The 20,317-nt window shown below is 52.6% G+C and carries 20 protein-coding genes and 2 pseudogenes; 12 read left to right on the top strand and 10 right to left on the bottom strand.

The window, feature by feature from the left end; translation table 11 throughout:
- Positions 1–139: 139 nt before the first annotated feature.
- Positions 140–1,108, bottom strand: a complete 969-nt coding sequence (locus AC1VYI_RS11825) for an IS5 family transposase (RefSeq protein WP_165789347.1) — start codon at positions 1,106–1,108, stop codon at positions 140–142.
- A gap of 387 nt (positions 1,109–1,495) precedes the next feature.
- Here AC1VYI_RS11825 and AC1VYI_RS11820 point away from each other — a divergent pair, with 387 nt between their 5' ends.
- Positions 1,496–1,714 carry a cold shock domain-containing protein gene (locus AC1VYI_RS11820; protein WP_023312012.1) on the top strand — a complete coding sequence of 73 codons (219 nt, stop codon included), beginning with the start codon at positions 1,496–1,498 and terminating at the stop codon, positions 1,712–1,714.
- Between the two features lie 188 nt (positions 1,715–1,902).
- Here AC1VYI_RS11820 and AC1VYI_RS11815 read toward each other — a convergent pair whose 3' ends face one another.
- A complete protein-coding gene (locus AC1VYI_RS11815; protein WP_213751263.1) occupies positions 1,903–2,067 on the bottom strand; it encodes a YnfU family zinc-binding protein in 165 nt (54 codons plus the stop codon).
- Positions 2,068–2,163: 96 nt separating this feature from the next.
- Between AC1VYI_RS11815 and AC1VYI_RS11810 the strand changes: the two genes are divergently transcribed.
- Both AC1VYI_RS11810 and AC1VYI_RS11805 read left to right on the top strand, forming a co-directional pair.
- On the top strand, positions 2,164–2,391 hold the full coding sequence (locus AC1VYI_RS11810) for a hypothetical protein (RefSeq protein WP_045355860.1): 228 nt from the start codon (positions 2,164–2,166) through the stop codon (positions 2,389–2,391).
- A 267-nt stretch (positions 2,392–2,658) separates the two neighbouring features.
- A complete protein-coding gene (locus AC1VYI_RS11805; protein WP_409517032.1) occupies positions 2,659–2,805 on the top strand; it encodes a YnaM/YnfT family protein in 147 nt (48 codons plus the stop codon).
- A gap of 16 nt (positions 2,806–2,821) precedes the next feature.
- Here AC1VYI_RS11805 and AC1VYI_RS11800 read toward each other — a convergent pair.
- Together AC1VYI_RS11800 and AC1VYI_RS11795 are read right to left on the bottom strand one after the other, a co-directional pair.
- Positions 2,822–3,046: pseudogene (locus AC1VYI_RS11800) on the bottom strand (cupin domain-containing protein); the annotation flags it as partial.
- A gap of 29 nt (positions 3,047–3,075) precedes the next feature.
- Positions 3,076–4,196 (bottom strand): IS3-like element ISSen4 family transposase gene (locus tag AC1VYI_RS11795; protein WP_087451024.1). Its coding sequence is split into 2 segments (ribosomal slippage): positions 3,076–3,938 and positions 3,938–4,196, totalling 1,122 coding nucleotides; the frame shifts between segments, so codons are not numbered across the junction.
- 312 nt (positions 4,197–4,508) lie between these two features.
- On the opposite strand from AC1VYI_RS11795, the pseudogene AC1VYI_RS11790 reads away from it, so the two are divergent.
- Together AC1VYI_RS11790 and ttcA are read left to right on the top strand one after the other, a co-directional pair.
- Positions 4,509–4,577: pseudogene (locus AC1VYI_RS11790) on the top strand (hypothetical protein); the annotation flags it as partial.
- A gap of 35 nt (positions 4,578–4,612) precedes the next feature.
- Positions 4,613–5,548, top strand: coding sequence for a tRNA 2-thiocytidine(32) synthetase TtcA (gene ttcA, locus AC1VYI_RS11785; protein WP_045400097.1), 936 nt, complete (start codon positions 4,613–4,615; stop codon positions 5,546–5,548).
- A gap of 42 nt (positions 5,549–5,590) precedes the next feature.
- Here the strand turns inward: ttcA and dbpA are convergent, their stop codons facing one another.
- From dbpA to AC1VYI_RS11765, 4 genes are all read right to left on the bottom strand, one after another.
- The gene (gene dbpA, locus AC1VYI_RS11780) at positions 5,591–6,964 is read right to left on the bottom strand and encodes an ATP-dependent RNA helicase DbpA (RefSeq protein ID WP_134866128.1); all 1,374 of its coding nucleotides are present in this window, start codon (positions 6,962–6,964) and stop codon (positions 5,591–5,593) included.
- A 27-nt stretch (positions 6,965–6,991) separates the two neighbouring features.
- Complete coding sequence (gene ynaL / locus AC1VYI_RS11775; RefSeq protein ID WP_071786533.1) at positions 6,992–7,174, bottom strand: proline-rich small protein YnaL; 183 nt, start codon at positions 7,172–7,174, stop codon at positions 6,992–6,994.
- Positions 7,175–7,447: 273 nt separating this feature from the next.
- Positions 7,448–8,431, bottom strand: a complete 984-nt coding sequence (gene zntB / locus AC1VYI_RS11770; protein ID WP_023312017.1) for a zinc transporter ZntB — start codon at positions 8,429–8,431, stop codon at positions 7,448–7,450.
- A gap of 155 nt (positions 8,432–8,586) precedes the next feature.
- Positions 8,587–9,729 carry a methyl-accepting chemotaxis protein gene (locus AC1VYI_RS11765; protein ID WP_134866127.1) on the bottom strand — a complete coding sequence of 381 codons (1,143 nt, stop codon included), beginning with the start codon at positions 9,727–9,729 and terminating at the stop codon, positions 8,587–8,589.
- Positions 9,730–10,185: 456 nt separating this feature from the next.
- Between AC1VYI_RS11765 and AC1VYI_RS11760 the strand changes: the two genes are divergently transcribed.
- The 4 genes from AC1VYI_RS11760 (at position 10,186) to AC1VYI_RS11745 (ending at position 14,636) form a co-directional block, all read left to right on the top strand.
- Positions 10,186–12,315 carry a bifunctional diguanylate cyclase/phosphodiesterase gene (locus tag AC1VYI_RS11760; RefSeq protein WP_134866126.1) on the top strand — a complete coding sequence of 710 codons (2,130 nt, stop codon included), beginning with the start codon at positions 10,186–10,188 and terminating at the stop codon, positions 12,313–12,315.
- 92 nt (positions 12,316–12,407) lie between these two features.
- A complete protein-coding gene (locus tag AC1VYI_RS11755; RefSeq protein ID WP_134866125.1) occupies positions 12,408–13,640 on the top strand; it encodes a sensor domain-containing diguanylate cyclase in 1,233 nt (410 codons plus the stop codon).
- A gap of 74 nt (positions 13,641–13,714) precedes the next feature.
- Positions 13,715–13,855 (top strand): Ecr family regulatory small membrane protein, encoded by a 141-nt coding sequence (locus tag AC1VYI_RS11750; RefSeq protein ID WP_032668497.1) that lies wholly within the window; start codon positions 13,715–13,717, stop codon positions 13,853–13,855.
- Between the two features lie 217 nt (positions 13,856–14,072).
- On the top strand, positions 14,073–14,636 hold the full coding sequence (locus tag AC1VYI_RS11745) for a DJ-1/PfpI family protein (RefSeq protein ID WP_023312022.1): 564 nt from the start codon (positions 14,073–14,075) through the stop codon (positions 14,634–14,636).
- Between the two features lie 90 nt (positions 14,637–14,726).
- On the opposite strand, the gene AC1VYI_RS11740 is transcribed toward AC1VYI_RS11745, so the two are convergent.
- On the bottom strand, positions 14,727–16,343 hold the full coding sequence (locus AC1VYI_RS11740) for a peptide ABC transporter substrate-binding protein (protein WP_047741805.1): 1,617 nt from the start codon (positions 16,341–16,343) through the stop codon (positions 14,727–14,729).
- A gap of 185 nt (positions 16,344–16,528) precedes the next feature.
- Between AC1VYI_RS11740 and mpaA the strand changes: the two genes are divergently transcribed.
- Positions 16,529–17,242 carry a murein tripeptide amidase MpaA gene (gene mpaA / locus AC1VYI_RS11735; RefSeq protein ID WP_134866124.1) on the top strand — a complete coding sequence of 238 codons (714 nt, stop codon included), beginning with the start codon at positions 16,529–16,531 and terminating at the stop codon, positions 17,240–17,242.
- Here mpaA and ycjG read toward each other — a convergent pair.
- Entirely contained in the window at positions 17,233–18,198 is a 966-nt protein-coding gene (ycjG, locus tag AC1VYI_RS11730) for an L-Ala-D/L-Glu epimerase (RefSeq protein ID WP_134866123.1), read from the bottom strand. The two genes, mpaA and ycjG, sit on opposite strands and share 10 nt — an antisense overlap.
- Positions 18,199–18,305: 107 nt before the next feature.
- Here ycjG and tpx point away from each other — a divergent pair, with 107 nt between their 5' ends.
- Together tpx and AC1VYI_RS11720 are read left to right on the top strand one after the other, a co-directional pair.
- Positions 18,306–18,812 carry a thiol peroxidase gene (tpx, locus tag AC1VYI_RS11725; protein WP_023335907.1) on the top strand — a complete coding sequence of 169 codons (507 nt, stop codon included), beginning with the start codon at positions 18,306–18,308 and terminating at the stop codon, positions 18,810–18,812.
- Positions 18,813–19,087: 275 nt separating this feature from the next.
- Complete coding sequence (locus AC1VYI_RS11720) at positions 19,088–20,296, top strand: aldose 1-epimerase family protein (RefSeq protein WP_134866122.1); 1,209 nt, start codon at positions 19,088–19,090, stop codon at positions 20,294–20,296.
- Positions 20,297–20,317: the final 21 nt, after the last annotated feature.

The raw sequence follows: 20,317 nt of genomic DNA, 5'->3' as shown, positions 1-20,317 counted from the left end.
AAATAGCCAGTAGAGATGAGCTAAGCTTGAACACGTTAAACCCTTCCAATGGGATAAAATTTTAAGAAAAAGCGTGGTGCTGAGGCTTTGTTGAATAAATCAGATTTCGGGTAAGTCTCCCCCGTAGCGGGTTGTGTTTTCAGGCAATACGCACGCTTTCAGGCATACCTGCTTTCGTCATTTTGTTCAGCGCTCGTACCAGGGCCATAGCCTCCGCAACCTGACCATCGTAGTCACGCAGCGTCAGTGAACCCCCGAACAGCTGTTTTACCCGGTACATCGCCGTTTCCGCTATCGAGCGACGGTTGTAATCTGTTGTCCATTTCCACCGCGCATTACTCCCGGTCATTCGCTGATTAGCCACTGCACGGTTACGGTCTGCATATTCACCGGGCCAGTAACCCGCACCTTTTCGGGGAGGGATAAGGGCGCTGATTTTCTTACGCCGCAGTTCATCGTGACAGAGCCGGGTGTCGTAAGCGCCGTCTGCCGATGCTGCCCTGATTTTTCTGTGAGTCTGCCGGATAAGACCCGGGAAGGCTTCTGAGTCCGTCACATTGTTCAGCGACAGGTCTGCACAGATGATTTCATGTGTTTTGCTGTCAACTGCCAGATGCAACTTTCGCCATATACGACGGCGTTCTTTGCCGTGTTTTTTGACTTTCCATTCGCCTTCACCAAAGACCTTCAGCCCGGTGGAATCAATCACCAGATGCGCGATTTCACCCCGGGTGAACGTTTTGAAACTGACATTAACCGACTTTGCGCGCTTGCTGACACTGGTGTAATCCGGGCAGCGCAACGGAACATTCATCAGTGTAAAAATGGAATCAATAAAACCCTGTGCAGCCCGCAGGGTCAACCTGAACACGCGTTTAATGACCAGAACGGTGGTGATGGCGAGATCAGAATAGCGCTGAGGTCTTCCCCGTGATGAAGGCGTTGCCGACTCATACCAGGCCTGAATAGCTTCCTCATCCAGCCAGAAAGTTATGGAGCCACGGTTGATGAGGGCTTTATTGTAGGTGGGCCAGTTGGTGATTTTGAACTTTTGCTTTGCCACGGAACGGTCTGCGTTGTCGGGAAGATGCGTGATCTGATCCTTCAACTCAGCAAAAGTTCGATTTATTCAACAAAGTCTGGTGCTGAACATACATAGCCTAATCCAAATATATTCACAAGGTCAATGCGCACAACCCTTTTTCCTGCCCCGGACTCGCAGAGGCGAACATCAAGCCGACGACTTTTTATCGAAAATTGACAGCAGATTCAACGTGACCGGAAATGCGCCGCGAAAGCCATCCGGATGGCTAAAATAACATTTGCTTATCAACTCAGTCCGTGCCTTAATGATTTAGTTGGTTCGATGTAATACCGAATACAATATTTTACCACGCAGTCCTCATAACCAGGCGCTATCGCTGATATCCCCTCCTTTTGAGTCCATACGTTTTAGTCATTTCTTATCATTTAAAGTGTCTTTAAAGGAGTATTTATGCCTTCACGAATTCAAGGTCTGGTTAAGTGGTTTAATGAAGATAAAGGCTTTGGCTTTATCTCCCCCCTTGATGGCAGTAAAGATGTTCTTGTTCGTTTCTCTGCCCTGCAGGGAGAAAGGTTTAATACACTATTTGAAGGTCAGAAAGTCGAATTTGCGATTCTAAGCGGCGATAAAGGCCCTTCTGCTGCAAATGTAATTCTTTTAGATAGATAAGTTTATCAATGGCCCGTGATTACCAACAAGGTTTCCTGAGTAAACGGGCCCTGGATTATAAGACTGTTATTGATAGCAACAGTCAGCATATTTTCTTAACGAGTACGCTAACCAATGTGATGAAGTGCAGAACTGCTGCATGAATGGTCTAAAACTCAAAGTTAACTCATTTTGTCAACAACTTTGGTTTAGAATCGTTGGGTAGATTTAAACAAAACGTGGCAGTACGGGCAGACAAGTTGAGCGCCCTTTTGCACGCGATTAAAACTATGCTCTGAATCTTTAGAGCAATTTGGGCATGAACATTTGACTAAATGATTTCGATGGGATTGTGTTTTTTTACGTCCAGACATAGGCATCTCCTGATTTTACGGAGTGCCACCATACACTTTAAAGCTAAGCAATGCTTGCTTTAGTTTTGGAAAGATCTCAAAAACACAGGGTGGTTTATGAAGAATGTAATCGTTTTTTTCAATGGGAAACCAGGTAAAGTTGTCACAGTGCAACAAGCAACTACGTCCGTAAGACAAGAATATCCGGACGGTGAAGAAATACACCTTCAGATTATGTCTGCCGGTTTCCCGTCTTTAACCGGCGATCGCAGCTTTGTCTACGTTGCCTCTGATAGAGAACTCACCTCTCAGAAGATACTTGATGCCGCAAAAATCCATTTGTAATCAGCATTTCCGGCTAGTTCTCTGTACTTCACAAAAGGAAAGATAAAACCTCAGTAAAATCACCAGTATTTTCAGTGAGCGTTTTTAGGCTTTATCTATTGAATTAAAAAAATAAAAATGCCTTACTATTAAAGCCTGCTAAATGCAGGCGTTTTTTTATAAAACCTGCAAATATAACCCTCTCATCTTTATTTAAACAACACAGACTAAAACTCGACACTTCTTTTCATTAAAATTTTGCTTTTTGCAGGAACTAATGCAAAAGAAATGAGTCAAATGAAGACCCTTACCAGAAAAGATTATTTTATGACATCTTATATTGTAGTAACCACTGTTGCCGTTGTGATGGGGTTGATAACGTTTAGTCTGATTAAAGTTTGGATTAGCACATCGAACAATCCTGACAATCTGTGACCTTATCGCAAGCCGCTTAAAGCGAGGCCACTTCCGTTTCTGGTAAATCAATGATAACCAGTGTACCAAAACTGCCTGTTTCTACAGTATGGGGAGTGCCAGCTTTAGCGATATAGAGCTGTCCAGCCGTTACAGAGATTTTTTTACCCTTCACGCCCAGCTCCAGACGTCCATCAATGACCAGTAACCCCTCGTCATACTCATGTACCTCTTCAATCACTGAGCGTTCATCCATTCGTAATGACCTGCCCCCACGATTAGATACAACACTCAGTTAGTAACGTCGGAATCTTCATTCTCAGAATGACCCTTTCTCCAGCCCGCTGCAAATTCAGACGGTGTCTGATAATTCAGCGTGGAGTGCGGGCGGCATTCGTTATAATCCTGCCGCCAGTCATTAATAATTTTCCTGGCATGAACGATATCGCTGAACCAGTGCTCATTCAAACATTCATCGCGAAATCGTCCGTTAAAGCTCTCAATAAATCCGTTCTGCGTTGGCTTGCCCGGCTGGATTAAGCGCAACTCAACACCATGCTCAAAGGCCCATTGATCCAGTGCACGGCAAGTGAACTCCGGCCCCTGGTCAGTTCTTATCGTCGCCGGATAGCCTCGAAACAGTGCAATGCTGTCCAGAATACGCGTGACCTGAACGCCTGAAATCCCAAAGGCAACAGTGACCGTCAGGCATTCCTTTGTGAAATCATCGACGCAGGTAAGACACTTGATCCTGCGACCGGTGGAAAGTGCGTCCATGACGAAATCCATCGACCAGGTCAGATTGGGCGCCGCCGGACGGAGCAGCGGCAGACGTTCTGTTGCCAGCCCTTTACGACGTCTTCTGCGTTTTACGCCCAGGCCACTGAGGTGATAAAGCCGGTACACGCGCTTATGATTAACATGAAGCCCTTCACGGCGCAGCAACTGCCAAATACGACGGTAGCCAAAACGCCTGCGCTCCAGTGCCAGCTCAGTGATGCGCCCTGATAAATGCGCATCAGCAGCCGGACGGTGAGCCTCATAGCGGCAAGTCGACAGGGATAAACCTGTAAGCCTGCAGGCACGACGTTGCGACAGACCGGTCGCATCACACATCAACATCACGGCTTCCCGCTTCTGGTCTGTCGTCAGTACTTTCGCCCAAGAGCCACCTGAAGCGCCTCTTTATCCAGCATGGCTTCGGCAAGCAGCTTCTTGAGTCTGGCGTTCTCTTCCTCAAGCGACTTCAGGCGCTTAACTTCAGGCACCTCCATACCGCCATACTTCTTACGCCAGGTGTAAAACGTGGCATCGGAAATGGCATGCTTGCGGCAGAGTTCACGGGCGGGTACCCCAGCTTCGGCTTCGCGGAGAATACTGATGATCTGTTCGTCGGAAAAACGCTTCTTCATGGGGATGTCCTCATGTGGCTTATGAAGACATTACTAACATCGGGGTGTACTAATCAACGGGGGGCAGGTCAGTAAAACTTTAAGATTTGCAGTTCCAATGCGGCCCAATACACGAGAGTGCCAGGTCTCCGGTAAGGCAAGTGCTTCTGTTTTGAGGTCATAAAGCGACATAAAGTCATTCCTTTTTATGTTCATTTAACGCTCTTATGCCATATAAGTTCCCCTCGGTCATATAACAAATATGGAAAACTAACACGAGTAAAATGCTATATGAGGTCCTTAAATCACACCGCACGCTAACGGCGTTGCTGCGCCAGTTATAACCCCGCAGTAAAACGTGCTGGCATTCGCCGCCGGAATCCGTACCATACGCGGCATACAATGTTTGCCCCTGCTGGCTCCGAAGGTAGTACTAAATGCAAGAAAATCAAGAGATTAACAAAAAAGAGCAATACAACCTGAATAAACTGCAAAAGCGACTGCGCCGTAACGTGGGCGAAGCCATTGCAGACTTCAACATGATTGAAGAAGGTGACCGCATCATGGTCTGCCTGTCAGGGGGTAAAGACAGCTATACCATGCTGGAGATCCTGCGTAATCTTCAGCAAAGCGCACCGGTGAAATTTTCCCTGGTAGCGGTCAACCTTGACCAGAAACAGCCGGGCTTCCCGGAGCACATTCTGCCGGAATACCTCGAGAAGCTGGGCGTTGAGTATAAAATCGTCGAAGAAAATACCTACGGTATTGTGAAAGAGAAAATCCCGGAAGGGAAAACCACCTGCTCACTCTGCTCTCGCCTGCGCCGCGGCATTTTGTATCGTACCGCGACGGAGCTGGGCGCGACCAAAATTGCGCTGGGCCATCACCGCGACGATATCCTGCAAACGCTGTTCCTCAATATGTTCTACGGGGGCAAGATGAAAGGCATGCCGCCTAAGCTGATGAGCGATGACGGCAAGCACATTGTGATCCGCCCTCTCGCCTACTGCCGCGAAAAAGACATTGAGCGTTTTTCTCAGGCTAAAGGTTTCCCGATCATTCCATGTAACCTGTGCGGCTCTCAGCCGAACCTGCAGCGTCAGGTAATTGGCGACATGCTGCGCGACTGGGATAAGCGTTATCCGGGGCGTATCGAAACCATGTTCAGCGCGATGCAGAACGTCGTCCCTTCCCATCTCGCGGACGTGGAGCTGTTCGACTTTAAAGGCATCAATCACGAGTCAGAAATTGTGAACGGCGGGGACCTGGCGTTTGATCGGGAAGATATTCCCATGCAGCCAGCGGGCTGGCAGCCGGAAGAAGATGACAATCAGTTTGAAGAGCTGCGTCTCAACGTGCTTGAAGTGAAGTAAGCGATTAGCGTCTCAGAAACACCGTCTGAGACGCTTCATTCTTTATTTCAGCAGACGTACGCGACAGGTTTTACCCTTAATTTTCCCGTTTTGCAGCTGCTTCCATGCCTTATGGGCAACCGCCTGGCGAACCGCTACGTAGACATGCGCCGGATGGACCGCAATCTTGCCGATATCCGCCCCGTCCAGACCCACATCCCCGGTCAGCGCCCCTAATACGTCACCTGGACGCATCTTGGCTTTTTTACCGCCATCAATGCACAGCGTCGCCATTTCAGCCTCCAGCGGCACTACGCTGACGCTGGCCGGTGCATTCATCCAGTTCAGCTTAATCTGCAGCATCTCAGAGAGAATGTTGGCGCGCTGCGCCTCTTCCGGCGCGCAGAAGCTGATCGCCAGACCGCTGTTTCCCGCGCGCGCGGTACGACCAATACGGTGCACGTGCACTTCAGGGTCCCACGCCAGCTCAAAGTTCACCACCAGCTCAAGGGATTTAATGTCCAGACCGCGCGCAGCGACGTCGGTTGCGACAAGAACGCGGGCGCTGCCGTTAGCGAAGCGGACCAGCGTCTGATCGCGATCGCGCTGCTCCAGATCGCCATGCAGAGACAATGCGCTCTGGCAGGCAGCATTCAGGGCGTCACAGACCGACTGACAGTCTTTTTTGGTATTACAGAACACCACGCAGGACGCAGGCTGATGCTGGCTCAGCAGTTTCTGCAGGAGCGAAATTTTCCCCTGCTGCGAGGTTTCAAAGAACTGCTGCTCGATAGCGGGCAGCGCGTCTACGCTGTCGATTTCAATGGTGAGCGGATTTTTCTGCACGCGCCCGCTGATGGCGGCGATGGCCTCCGGCCAGGTCGCGGAGAACAGCAGCGTTTGACGATCGGCCGGGGCGAAACGGATCACCTCGTCAATCGCATCGCTGAAGCCCATATCCAGCATCCTGTCTGCCTCGTCCATCACCAGCGTTTGTAACGCATCCAGCGAGACGGTGCCTTTTTGCAGGTGATCCAGCAGGCGGCCGGGCGTTGCGACAATAATGTGCGGCGCATGCTGAAGTGAATCACGCTGCGCGCCGAACGGCTGTCCGCCACAGAGGGTTAAAATCTTGGTGTTTGGCAGGAAACGCGCCAGGCGACGCAGTTCACCCGCGACCTGGTCCGCCAGTTCGCGGGTCGGGCACAGCACCAGAGACTGGGTCTGAAAAAGCGCCGCATCGATATGCTGCAACAGGCCAAGGCCAAATGCCGCCGTTTTCCCGCTGCCCGTTTTCGCCTGCACGCGCACGTCACGGCCCTCAAGGATGGCGGGCAACGCGGCCGCCTGAACAGGCGTCATCGTGAGGTAACCCAACTCGTTGAGGTTATCGAGCTGGGCGGCGGGCAGAACATTCAGGGTAGAAAAAGCGGTCACAGTAGTCTCTCGTGGTCATCTTTGCGGTCAGATGGCGCGTATCCTCGCAGATCTCGCGGTTCGATGCGACAATTTAATCGGTTCTTGATCTGGCGGCGGGTCGGGCATCGGCTGCGGACGCGGGATGGGATCGGGCATTGGCACCGGATCGGTGGGGACGGGATCGGATTGACGTGATTGTTGCAGTAGCAGAGCGTTCAGGATGCTCATCATTCCCTCCAGAATTTGCTGTCGTCCCTTTTAGGGTAGACGCTGAGAATCAGGAGGCAAAAAAAAGCCGACTATGAAGTCGGCGTCGTACGAATCAATTGTGCTATGCAGTAATTCAAAAAAGGAAGTAAGACAATATGGAGCGCAACGCCCATCGCTTGACGTTGCATTCACCTGCGGGAGTAATATTGCACCTTACGGGATAGATGTTTATTGACTTCGCTCAATTAAAAGAGCGTTTTGATCCCGTTAAAAACTGAAAAAAGCGTAAATTTACAGCCATTTACTACGATGCAACCACCATGCAACACCACCAATCAAAACAACTAACATCACGCAAAACGCGGTAAAGCCGTAGCGATAAGCGCCACCCGGAATTCCCCCCAGGTTCACGCCAAACAGCCCGGTAAGAAACGTGCTGGGTAAAAACACCATCGCCATCAGAGACATCGTATAGGTTCTTCTCGCCAGCGACTCCTGCATCACCTGCGCGATTTCGTCCGCCATCACCGCCGTTCTGGCAATACAGGAATCAATCTCGTCCAGCCCGCGCCCCAGCCTGTCGGCAATATCCTGCATTCTGCGCCGCTGATCGTCATTCATCCAGGCGAGCCTTTCGCTGGCAAGACGCGCATACACGTCGCGCTGCGGCGTCATGTAGCGGCGCATCACAATCAACTGCTTACGCAATAAGGCCAGAAAACCGCGGGGCGGGATCTGCTGATCGAGCAGGTTATCTTCCAGGTCGATGATTTTGTCGTGCAGCTCTTCAATAAATTCACTCGCATGATCGGTTAGGGCGTCACAGACGTCCACCAGCCAGCTGCCGCAGTCGACCGGCCCGGTGCCTTCTTTCAGATCGTTGACGATGTCATCCAGCGCCAGAACTTTTCGCTGCCGGGTCGACACAATGAGCCCGTCGTCCATGTAGACACGCATCGCAACCAGCTGATCCGGGCGTTCATCCGTGCTGCCGTTAATGCAGCGCAGGGTGATTAGCGTCCCGTCACCCATTCGGCTCACGCGGGGCCGCAGGCTTTCACCCGCCAGGGCATCGCGCACGTTATTGGGCAACAGCGGCGTCGAGGCCAGCCAGTCAGCGCTGTCCGGGTGGGTGTAGTTCAGATGTAGCCAGCAGGGATGCGCACTATCGATCGCATCATTATCTTCCAGCGGTCGCGCACCGCCGCGGCCATCCAGCACCCACGCAAAAACTGCGTCTGGAACGTTTAGTTCAGATCCTTTAATGCTTTCCACAGCGCCTCCACCTTTTTACCTCTTTCGGTGTCAGTCTAGCTTTCATCAGGTGTTAAGCAACAACTATGTATCCCATCGCGCTGAAATCGCTCAGGAATTGTACATTCTGGCCGGGGGCATTAAAAAAGCCTGGCATGCCAGGCTTTACGGTACTGTCAGAGAGAGTGTTCTGGCCGCTGAAGGAAGGATGGCGAGCCGCCTGATAATAAGGAAGGAGAGCCCTGGTCAAGTCTGAAATTACGCGTTCGGGTCTGCAGCTCAATCACCTGATTACGCAGTACATCAGACGAACCGTTGAGTTCCTCTGCCATTGCCACGTTACTTTGCGTGACCCGCTCCAGCTCCGATAGCGCCAGGGTAATCTGAGAAATACCTTTCTCCTGCTCTGACGTTGATGCGGAAATTTCGTCCATTAAGCGGCTGACATTCCCCGAGCCCGTCACGATTTCATGCATATTTTTCTCTGCCTGTGACACAACGCTGGCTCCCTGCGTGACGTTACTGCTGGTGACTTCAATCAGCGTTTTGATATTCTTCGCGGCCTCCGCGCTGCGGTGTGCCAGGTTTCTTACCTCTTCCGCGACGACAGAAAACCCCTTTCCGTGATCGCCCGCCCTTGCCGCCTCAACGGCCGCGTTGAGCGCCAGGATATTCGTCTGGAACGCAATGCCGTCAATCAACGAAATAATCTCCGTCATCTGCTGCGCGCATTCGGTAATGGACTGCATATTGCTGGCGACCTGCCCCATGAGCTCACCGCCCTTGCGCGCCTGTAGCGTCGCCACATTTGCCTGCTCGCTCGCCAGGCGGGTGTTATCGGCATTGTTTTTGGTGCTCGCGGCCATTTGCTCCATGCTGGCTGCGGTTTGCACCAAAGACGCAGACTGCTGCTCGGTTTTAACCGATAGCTGAGCGCTACGTGCCGAGAGTTGGTCCGATAAGGTCATAGCAGTTTGCGATGATGCCCTGATCTCCCGCACCAGCGTCGCAATATTGCCGGAAAGGCTGTTTATACCGGGGATGAGTCGTCCCGCGCAGTTATTGCCAAATTCAGGGATAGATACGCCAAGGTTACCTGCGGTCACCTCCTCAATACTCCTCTTCACCGTATTGATCGGCGTCACAAGATACTTCGTCATATAGACCCAGAGCAAAAATAGCGCAACGAAATTGATGACATTAAGCGAAATAAAGAGAGACGTATTGCTGGAAAATAGAACAACGACACCCGCACTTACCAAAAAAAGAGAGAAAAGGAACCCGATAATAAAGGTCCTGACACTAATATTTTTTAGCATGATAATACCCACGTTTTATATTTTGGTCGGCACTTAGACTTATAGCATTGGCCCGGAAGTTTTTCATCGCAAACAACGCTTGTTTTTTGTTTCGCCGTTAGCATCCTGAGATTTGTCTTAAGTCAGATAAAAAAAGCGTATTAGTGAAAATGTTTTGCTCAGCATGCTGTGATACTGGTTTCCCGCCATCTTAAGCGATAGTATCGCCCGCGGTAAGACGATACGATCGCCTTCCTATTTAAGGAGCTTTGCTACTGTTATTCGTTCTTGTTTAGCAATGCTTAATATATTAACAAGAGAATATATTTTATATTCTTAATAAGTTTTAGAGTATTAATATGACTGGTCATTTTTCACGATAAATAACTAATATGGTTTAAATGCGCATGTTCGTTGCCCGACAAAGATGTACCCGGCAGGCGAAATCGGTAACCCTCTCAGACGTGGGACTGCATAATGCTCAATATATCGTGGGACCCTGTGTTAATCGCTATCTCTTATCTGGTGGCGTTTATCGCCTCCTTTGTGGCGCTGGACAGCGCCGGAAAGATCCCCCTCTCCAGCCGAAAGGCTGCCCTCTTCTGGCGTATTGCCGGTGGGGTCACGCTGGGCATTGGCATTTGGTCGATGCACTTTATCGGCATGCTGTCGATGCAAATGCCCATGATGATGAGCTACGACCTCTGGTTAACCCTTGCGTCACTGGGCGTCGCGGTGGTTGCATCGGCCACGGCACTTAATATTGCCGTCGCGGGCAAAAAACTTTCTCCCTTTCGACTGATCTTTGCCACGGCGATCCTGAGCGCTGGCGTGGTGTCGATGCACTACATCGGTATGGCGGCCCTGATGCTGGATGGCAGCATCATCTGGGATCGCCGCCTCGTGGGGTTGTCCGTGGTTATTGCCGTTGTTGCCTCCGGTACGGCGCTGTGGCTGGCTTTTCGTCTGCGGGATAAACGCAAAGGCGTTTTTATCGATCGCATTATCGCGGCTTTCGTCATGGCTGCCGCGATTTGTGCGATGCACTATACCGGCATGAGTGCCGCGCAGTTTCAGGAAATGGCGCATACCCTCCCGGGCGGGATCGGCGAGCTGGGGTTATCCATCTGGGTTTCAGTCACCACGCTCTGCCTGCTCGGGGTGATGTTAATCATCTCACTTATCGATTCCCACCGGCGCACCAGCCGGCTGACGGATAATCTGCATCAGCTCAACCGCCAGCTTGAGCTACAGGCGCGGTTTGACGCGCTCACCGGGCTCGCAAACCGCCACCAGATGGATCTCCGCATGCAGGACTGTCTGCGCAGCGCGCTGCTGAGCAAAAAGCCCTTTGCGGTTATTTTCCTGAACGTCGATCACTTCAAACGCGTTAACGATACATGGGGTCATGGGGTCGGTGATGAGCTATTGATCGCGGTCGCGCAGCGCATCACGGCCTGGCTCACGCGTGAGATGACCCTGGCAAGGCTGGGAGGCGACGCCTTTATCCTGCTGGTGCCGGAATGTGACGACGACAGGCTCAACGCCCTGGTCACCGCGCTGCTTGAAGACGTGCGACGCCCTCTTTCTGTCTGTGGGCACACGCTAAGCACAACGATCAGCGCGGGCGTAAGCCTCTATCCTCAGGATGGCGAAACGCTGCACGAGCTAAAGCTCAAGGCGGATGCAGCCCTACATCGCGTCAAAGAAGAGGGCCGCAACGGCTGGGCGATTTACCGGGCCGAGATGTCAACGGCGATCCCGGCAAAACCCGGTTTCCTGCAGGAGCTTTCGCAGGCGCTTGAACGCGATCAGTTTGAGCTGTGGTACCAGCCAACCTGGCATGCGGGAGATAAAACCATTCACGGTTTTGAAGCCCTTCTGCGCTGGCGGCATCCTGAGCAAGGGGTTGTACTGCCCAATCTGTTTATCCCCTCCCTGGAGCAAACGGGTTTAATTATTCCGGTAGGTAACTGGGCCATTGAAGCGGCATGCCGACAGCTTCATTTCTGGACTGAGCAAGGTTTCAGCCAGTGGACGCTGTCGCTCAACCTATCCCCCATCCAGTTTGAACAGCCGGATATTTTCCAGATCGTTTCGTCGTTGCTGGAAAAATATAGCCTGTCTCCGTCCCGGCTGATCCTGGAGGTAACGGAAAGCACCGCGCTTAAAAATCTCGACCGCAGCATTGAGTTGCTCAATGCGTTTAATCACGCGGGGATCGTTGTCTCGATTGATGATTTTGGGACGGGCTATTCCAACCTTCTGATGCTGAGCGTGCTTCCGGCAAAAGAGCTCAAGATCTACAGAAGCTTTGTCACGTCGATGCTGGAAAATGAAAAAAGCTACAAGCTGGTTGAAACCATTATCAGTATCGCCCGGACCATGGAGATGAACGTGGTGGCAGAAGGGATCGAGACGGAAGAACAGCAGGCGGTTCTCACCCGTCTCGGCTGCGATTACCTGCAGGGTTACCTTTTCTCCCGGCCCTTACCTGCCGAGCAGGTACCGTGGCTACTGCTGCAGATAAACTCAGACAAACAGATTATACCCATTAATAAAATTCAAACGGACCCCGCATTTATTTCTCAAAAAAATCATGCCTGACGGGGTTAAGTGGAGTATGTTTCAAGGGAGTACACGCGAGTCAATTCTGTCATGATTGTCAGGCACATGTTGTCGATGAACAGGAAACGCCTATGTCGCAACCTTGTTTTGATGCGTTGAATGTAATTAAAACACCCGTGTGGCTCGTTTCACCCGTGTCGGAAAAGATCATTTTTGCGAATGTGTCCGCAACGCAGATCATGGGGGATAAAACGCTCGATGACCTGCGCAAAGGGATCTACTCTGCCAGTGCGCAAACCGTCCTGTCGATGTATGTATCTGAACTGAAAACAGAGCAGGAGATCGTCGAAATCTGGACAACGAGCCGGGATGGACAGGATACGCCGTTAAGCTGTCGCCTCTCGCTTGCCCACTACGCGCCCTGGGGCGATGTGATTGTTTTCGAGGGCATCTCCCAGCAAATACTCTCAGGATTGAAGGCCAGCCGTTCCGCTACCTACCGGCGGAAAAAGCAGGGTTTTTATGCGCGCTTTTTTCTGACCAACAGCGCCCCGATGCTGTTAATCGATCCGGCCCGCGACGGTCAAATCGTCGATGCGAATCTGGCCGCGCTCAATTTTTATGGTTATTCACATGATGACATGTGCAGTAAGCATACCTGGGAAATCAATACGCTGGGGCGAGATGTGATGCCCATTATGACTGCGATTGCCGCGCTGCCCGGTGGTCATAAGCCGCTCAATTTTGTTCACCGCCTTGCCGATGGATCCACCCGCCACGTTCAGACGTATGCCGGGCCCATTGAGATCTACGGTGACAAGCTGATGCTGTGCATCATCCACGATATCACCGAGCAAAAAAGGCTGGAGCAGGAGCTGGAACATGCGGCGTTACGTGACTCCATGACGGGGTTACTCAACCGGCGCCAGTTCTACTCGATTACCGATCAAAGCAACCTGAATACACTTCCCGCGCAGCAGCAATTTAGCCTGCTGCTGGTGGATACCGACCATTTCAAAAACATTAATGACCTGTTCGGCCATCTGAAAGGCGATGAGGTGCTTATCGCCCTTTCCCGGACGCTGGAAGGCTGTAGTCGGGAGGGCGATATGGTGTTCCGCTGGGGTGGCGAAGAGTTCGTTATCCTGCTGCCTCGCACCTCTCTCGACACCGCGATGCAGATTGCCGAGTCAGTCCGCGCAGCCGTTGCCCGCATTACGATCCCCGGCCTGCCGCGGTTTACCGTCAGCATTGGCGTAGCGCGGCACAATCAGGGTGAGAGTATTGACGAGCTGTTTAAGCGTGTGGACGATGCGCTGTATCGCGCTAAAAATGACGGACGCAATAAAGTGCTTGCGGCATGAAACTGGAGTATCCGGAAAAGCCCCGCTACAATGCCCACCTCGAATCAATTAGCGTCAGGTGGGTAAAAGCCGCAATGGGAAAAACAGAAATAATACTCACCTTAATTATTTTACTCCTTATTATATTTGGCTTCTGGTTTATTTTTAGCGGTGAGATCTGGCATCTCGTCGAATTTCTTGAAAATAGCCTTTACCCGACCTTCGACGCACCGTAACGCACGATTAATCGCTTGTTTCACCTACCGAATATGTCAGGTATCTGCTTCCCTTACAGCCGCGTAAAATACGCGGCGTTATCCTCCAACAACGTTGATAACGAATCACTTATTCATTTGCTTATGTTGCCCGTGCTCTGACGGGCTTTTTTATTTCCGGCAATTCAGCCACGCCAGGCTATATCTTAATCATCTTTATTGATAGAGGTGAGGAAAGATGAGCAAGAAGATCCTAATGCTGGTTGGCGATTACGCCGAAGATTACGAAACCATGGTGCCTTTTCAGGCGTTGCAGATGATTGGCCATCAGGTAGATGCGGTCTGCCCCGACAAAACGAAAGGCGATTACATCATGACGGCAATCCATGACTTTGACGGCGCCCAGACCTACAGCGAAAAGCCCGGTCACCGCTTTACCCTCAACGCCGATTTTTCAGCCGTAAAGGAGCAGGACTACGACGCGCTGCTCATCCCCGGCGGGAGAGCCCCCGAGTATCTGCGGTTAAATGAGGACGTCTTAAAGCTGGTACAGGCATTTGACGCCGCGCGTAAGCCGATTGCCGCAGTGTGCCACGGCCCGCAGCTGCTTGCTGCCGCGGGGATCCTGAAAGGACGAACCTGTAGCGCCTACCCGGCCTGCGCGCCTGAGGTCCGTCTCAGCGGCGGACACTACGCCGCTATCGGCATCGATCAGGCCCATGTAGACGGTAACCTGGTGACGGCTCCCGCCTGGCCCGCGCATCCGCAGTGGCTGGCGAAGTTTAATGCGCTATTAGAATAACAGGGACCCGGCATTGGGCCACGCATAGCGGATGAAACCGTACCGCGTATTGCAGACCTGGCGCATTCCCGCGCCGGGTCTCATAAAACATCAGTGCTTCTCGATATACATCGTCCGGCTATACGCCACGTCTTCCGGGTTATTAATAGGGTAGCCTTTCACCCAGGGCTTAATCAGACGACCATTGGTGTACTGGTAAATGGGCGCGATAGGCGCTTTCTCCATGAGGATTTTCTCCGCCATGTTGTAGTCCGTATTACGCGCTTTCGCCGTGGTTTCCAGCGTTGCCTGGTGGATAATTTTATCGTAGGCCGGGTCGTTGAAACGCGAGATATTACCGCTGTGGGTTGAGGTCAGCAGAGACAGGAAGGTCGACGGCTCGTTGTAATCGCCTACCCATGACGCGCGGATCACGTCAAAATTGCCGGTATTACGGCTGTCGATATAGGTTTTCCACTCCTGGTTTTGCAGTTTGACGTCCACACCGAGATTTTTCTTCCACATGGACGCCACCGCAATGGCGATTTTCTGGTGGTTTTCCGAGGTGTTATACAACAGTGTCAACTTCAGCGGACGCTGAGGACCGTAACCTGCGGCCTGGAGCAACGTTTTCGCCTGAGCGTTCAGCTCCTGCTGGGACATCTGCTCGAACGGTGAAGGCTCTGGGGTGAAACCCGCCGTCACGTCAGGGGTGAAATGCCAGGCCGGCTTCTCGCCTGTACCTAATACCTTTTCTGCCATAATGCGGCGATCGATAGTCATGCTCAGCGCAAGACGAACCCGGGCATCGGCCGTCGGGCCCTTTTGCGTGTTAAATGCGTAGTAATAGGTTCCGAGCTGAGGCGGCGTATACACCTGTCCCGGAATGTCCTTCAGGAGCTTCTGATACATGTTTTTCGGGAACGATTCGGTGATATCAATATCACCCGCCAGATAGCGCTTAGTGGCGGACGATTCCTGATTAATCGGAATGAAGGTCACTTTTTGCAGGACAGTTTTCGCGTTGTCCCAGTAGTGCGTATTCGGCACGACAACCAGTTTTTCATTCACCACGCGGTCGTTCAGGACGTACGCACCGTTACCCACCAGGGCGCCCGGACGCGTCCACTCTTTCCCGCTTTCAACGTTCGCTTTTTGCACCGGATAGAAGGCGAAGTTCGCCGTCAGGTTGCTAAACCACGGGAGCGGTTTGTCCAGCTGGACGCGTAAGGTTCTGGCATCCACCGCCGTCACGCCCAGGGTATCTGGCGCCGCTTTGCCATCAATAATGGCCTGCGCGTTGTTGATGCCTGCCAGCGCCGCAAACCAGGCAAACGGAGACGTGGTTTTCGGGTCAACCAGACGCTGCCAGCTGTAGACAAAATCCTGCGCGGTGACGGGCGTACCGTCTGACCATTTCGCGTTATCGCGCAGGGTAAACGTCCAGATACGGTTATCGTTGCTCTGCCAGCGCGTCGCCACGCCCGGGGTCAGCTCCCCTTTCTCGTTCTGATTCACCAGCCCTTCGAAAAGATCGCGAATCACCTGAATCTCGGGTAATCCCACAGCTTTTGCCGGATCGAGCGAAGCAGGCTCGTCTTTAATATGCCTGACCAGCTCCTGTTTTTGCGCCAGTACCGTGCCCTGGGGCACATCAGCAGCGTACGAGAGTGTAGAGAGTCCGCACAGGTACAGTGCAGCGCAGAGACGCGAAACAGGATGCTTCATATGATCCCCTTTAATAAATTCAGGTAACAAGCAGATGCGTAATTATTTGTTTCGAAACAGAGAAATGCAAATACCTTACGCCTGAATAGTGATTTAAGGCAATTCTCAACCGTTACGGAAACTATTTGATTAACAGCGAGTTTTGCACAACACTGCCAGTAGAGACTTCTTTATCAGGATTTCGTATGGCAATCACCCGACCACGAGCGGAGCGCGGAGCCTTTCCGCCGGGCGCTGAGCAATATGGCCGCTCATTTTTAGGCGCATCGCTGATCTGGTTCCCGGCACCCGATGCCGATCGCAGCAGCGGTTTGATCATTGCCGGCACGCACGGAGATGAGAACTCGTCCATCGTCACGCTTTCCTGCGCGCTGCGGACGCTGACGCCTTCATTGCGACGTCACCACGTGATTCTTGCCGTCAATCCGGACGGCTGTCAGCTTGGTTTACGGGCGAATGCGAGGGGAGTCGACCTGAACCGTAATTTCCCGGCGGCAAACTGGCGCGCCGGCGAAACGGTTTATCGCTGGAACAGCTCCGCCGAGGAGCGGGACGTGGTGCTGCTGACGGGAGACAAGCCCGGCTCCGAGCCGGAAACGCAGGCGCTGTGCCAGCTTATCCATAAGATCCACCCCGCATGGGTTATCTCCTTCCACGATCCGCTGGCCTGCATTGAAGATCCGCGTCACTCCGACCTGGGCGCGTGGCTGGCGCAGGCTTTCGCCCTGCCGCTCGTCACCAGCGTGGGCTATGAAACACCCGGATCGTTCGGTAGCTGGTGCGCCGATTTGAGCCTGCCCTGCATCACCGCTGAATTCCCGCCGATTTCCTCCGACGAAGCCAGCGAAAAATACTTAAACGCGATGATGGAGCTTCTGCGCTGGCAGCCTCAGAGATGAAGCACGCCGCTGGTAAAATTAAGCGCCGGTGAAACGTCAACCGCCAGCCACGTCGGGCCATCCAGATCGGCGAAACGGACCTGATTGACCAGCGGCAGCGCCGCGCCGATCGCCCGGGATGTGCAGAGCATGCATCCCAGCATCAGGGAAAAGCCCTGCGCCTGCGCTTCCGCCGCCAAGGCCAGCGCCTCTGTCAGCCCGCCGGTCTTGTCGAGCTTGATATTGACCATCTCATAGCAGCCCTTTAGCGCGCTCAAATTCTCGCGGGTATGACAGCTTTCATCCGCGCAGACGGGCAGCGGATGGATAAAATTCTTCAGCGCCGCATCATCCTTCGCTGGCAGAGGCTGCTCCAGCATCGCCACGCCCAGGTCAGCCAGCAGCTGGCATCGGGCGGCAAGCCCCTCGGGATGCCACGACTCGTTGGCGTCAACAATCAGCGTGGCCGAGGGAACCGCCGAGCGAATGGCGACCATCCGCTCGCTGATCAGGCGATCGTCGAGCTTCACTTTTAACAGCGTGGCCCCGGCGTCATAGAGCGCTTTTGCGCTGGCGGCCATCTGCTCCGGCTCACCAATCACGACCGTTTGCGCCGTCACGACGGACTCCGGCAGCGCCGCTCCCAGCAAGGACGTCAGCGATTGCTGCTGCCTGGCGGCCTCAAGGCTCCAGAGCGCGCAGTCGATAGCATTACGTGCTGCCCCGGCGGGTAAACGCTGCTGTAACGCCTCGCGCGTGAGCCCTTTTTGCAGATCTGGCACCAGGGTCATGATATGCGCCATCACCGACGCAGGGCTTTCTCCATAGCGCGGGTATGGCGTACATTCCCCAACGCCTTTAAACCCCTCTTCTTCGATTTCGACTACGACCACGCTGGCTTCACTTCGACTGCCGCGGGAGATCACAAACGGGGTATGCAATGGCCAGGCTTCTTCATAGACCTTAACGCTTCTCATCACTGACTCCTTGCAGCCCGGAAAGGCGAAAAATTTGGTTTGCCGTGTTATCCGCTGATGGCATACACTAGCCCCGACGTTAACTATATGTAAACAGGAAGATATCTATGTCACAACTCGTTCATTTCCAGGGCAACCCGGTTGCTGTTGCAGGTTCCATTCCGCAGGCTGGCAGCAAAGCGCAGGCTTTTACCCTGGTGGCTAAAGATCTGTCTGACGTCACACTGGCTCAGTTTGCGGGTAAACGCAAAGTACTGAACATTTTCCCAAGCATTGACACCGGCGTTTGTGCCGCGTCCGTGCGTAAATTCAACCAGCTGGCGACTGAAATGGACAACACCGTTGTGCTGTGCATTTCCGCTGACCTGCCGTTTGCCCAGTCCCGTTTCTGCGGTGCCGAAGGCCTGAGCAACGTTATTACCCTCTCCACCCTGCGCAGCGCAGATTTCCTCGAGAAATACGGCGTCAGCATCGCGGAAGGCCCACTGAAAGGTCTGGCAGCACGTGCCGTACTGGTTCTGGATGAAAACGACACCGTTGTCTTCAGCGAACTGGTTAACGAAATCACCACCGAGCCGGATTACACTGCCGCGCTGGACGTGCTGAAAGCATAATAAGTACTTAGCATTCTATACAACTTATTCTCAACCTCGCCGCGGCGGGGTTTTTTATTGCGCCAAAGCTGAATCGTTAAAGCACAAATGCACACAAATCACATTAATCATGCAATAACTTAGACAATATGTAACATGAGCGTGATCAACAACGCATAATAATCGTTAAATTCCCCTATTTTCATCCCCAGTGAAGCACATCACATTTCCCTTTTTGTCTAAACATTAGATTTGCTTACGAAAGAAAATAATCGTTTCAGCAAAAAGGATAATATATGAAGATTAAATTCGCTTTTACGCTCCTTGCGGTACTGATTTCTGGCCATGCAGCGGCTAAAACCTGGGTGCTGACAAGCGCTGAAAGCAGCGTAGAGAAAGGAAACTGGAAGATTTCCAGTGATGAGCTGAAAGTTAAAAATCAAACGTTCAGCATTGAGCAAAAAGTCTTACACGGTGGTAAACAGGAAGGCAGCAAAGTCATCATAATTAGCAGTAAAGATGGCCTGACGATTACCCTGAGCCCGACCCGCGGGATGAACCTTCTCCATGTTGAAGGCTTTGGCACCCGACTGGGGTGGAATTCGCCCGTTAAAGAGGTTGTTAATCCGGCCTACATCAACCTTGAAAGCCGCAACGGTCTCGGCTGGCTGGATGGTTTCAACGAGATGATGGTGCGCTGTGGCTATGAGTGGACAGGACATCCGGTCACCGCTGACGGGCAAATTTACACCCTGCACGGCAGGGCCGGTAATACCCCTGTTTCGCAGGTCGAGGTTGAAATCGCGGATGCCGCCCCGCATGAGATCCGCGTTCGCGGTTTGATCAAAGAGAGCACGTTTAAAAAATCGGATCTGCAAACCATGACCGAACTGCGTTACGTTCCCGGAACCAACCAGTTCAGCCTGCATGATGTTCTGACCAACCATGCGGATTACCCTCATGATTACCAAATCATCTATCACAGCAACTTCGGCACGCCGATCCTCGAAGAAGGCGCCCGTTTCCTTGCGCCGGCGGCGAGCGTGAGCCCATTCAATGACTACGCCAAAGCGGGGGTTAACGACTGGCAAACCTATGCCGGGCCGACAAAAGGCTTTGATGAGATGGTCTTTAACATTAAACCGCTCGCGGACAGTAACCACGAAACGCTTGCGGCGGTGGTCAATAAAGCCGGAGATAAAGGCGCGTCAATCCAGTTTGATACCCGCCAGCTGCCCGTGCTGACCATATGGAAGAACACCGACACGCTGAAGCAGGGCTACGTCACGGGCATTGAGCCGGGCACCAGCTACGCCTACCCCGTTACGATTGAACGCGAGCAGAAGCGGGTTAAGCAGCTGCAGCCCGGTGCCAGCGCGCAGTTTGACCTGACCTATACCCTGCTGCACAGCCCGCAGCAGGTGAAAGAGGTCGAAAACAGGATTGCATCGATTCAGGGAGAGACAAAAACAGAAATCGTTAACACGCCCATGGCGAAGGAATAACCATAAAGCAAAAAGCCTCTT

The sequence above is a fragment of the Enterobacter sp. QK-SA4 genome (assembly GCF_056856775.1).
The sequence above is the reverse complement of the archived record's forward strand: the minus strand, read 5'-3'. Positions and strand labels throughout refer to the sequence as shown.

Coding starts and splice junctions, on each gene's coding strand:
- AC1VYI_RS11820 (WP_023312012.1), top strand. CDS start 1,496: ATGCCTTCACGAATTCAAGGTCTGGTTAAGTGGTTTAATGAAGATAAA.
- AC1VYI_RS11815 (WP_213751263.1), bottom strand. CDS start 2,067: ATGTCTGGACGTAAAAAAACACAATCCCATCGAAATCATTTAGTCAAA.
- AC1VYI_RS11810 (WP_045355860.1), top strand. CDS start 2,164: ATGAAGAATGTAATCGTTTTTTTCAATGGGAAACCAGGTAAAGTTGTC.
- AC1VYI_RS11805 (WP_409517032.1), top strand. CDS start 2,659: ATGAGTCAAATGAAGACCCTTACCAGAAAAGATTATTTTATGACATCT.
- ttcA (WP_045400097.1), top strand. CDS start 4,613: ATGCAAGAAAATCAAGAGATTAACAAAAAAGAGCAATACAACCTGAAT.
- ynaL (WP_071786533.1), bottom strand. CDS start 7,174: ATGAGCATCCTGAACGCTCTGCTACTGCAACAATCACGTCAATCCGAT.
- AC1VYI_RS11765 (WP_134866127.1), bottom strand. CDS start 9,729: ATGCTAAAAAATATTAGTGTCAGGACCTTTATTATCGGGTTCCTTTTC.
- AC1VYI_RS11760 (WP_134866126.1), top strand. CDS start 10,186: ATGCTCAATATATCGTGGGACCCTGTGTTAATCGCTATCTCTTATCTG.
- AC1VYI_RS11755 (WP_134866125.1), top strand. CDS start 12,408: ATGTCGCAACCTTGTTTTGATGCGTTGAATGTAATTAAAACACCCGTG.
- AC1VYI_RS11750 (WP_032668497.1), top strand. CDS start 13,715: ATGGGAAAAACAGAAATAATACTCACCTTAATTATTTTACTCCTTATT.
- AC1VYI_RS11745 (WP_023312022.1), top strand. CDS start 14,073: ATGAGCAAGAAGATCCTAATGCTGGTTGGCGATTACGCCGAAGATTAC.
- AC1VYI_RS11740 (WP_047741805.1), bottom strand. CDS start 16,343: ATGAAGCATCCTGTTTCGCGTCTCTGCGCTGCACTGTACCTGTGCGGA.
- mpaA (WP_134866124.1), top strand. CDS start 16,529: ATGGCAATCACCCGACCACGAGCGGAGCGCGGAGCCTTTCCGCCGGGC.
- ycjG (WP_134866123.1), bottom strand. CDS start 18,198: ATGAGAAGCGTTAAGGTCTATGAAGAAGCCTGGCCATTGCATACCCCG.
- tpx (WP_023335907.1), top strand. CDS start 18,306: ATGTCACAACTCGTTCATTTCCAGGGCAACCCGGTTGCTGTTGCAGGT.
- AC1VYI_RS11720 (WP_134866122.1), top strand. CDS start 19,088: ATGAAGATTAAATTCGCTTTTACGCTCCTTGCGGTACTGATTTCTGGC.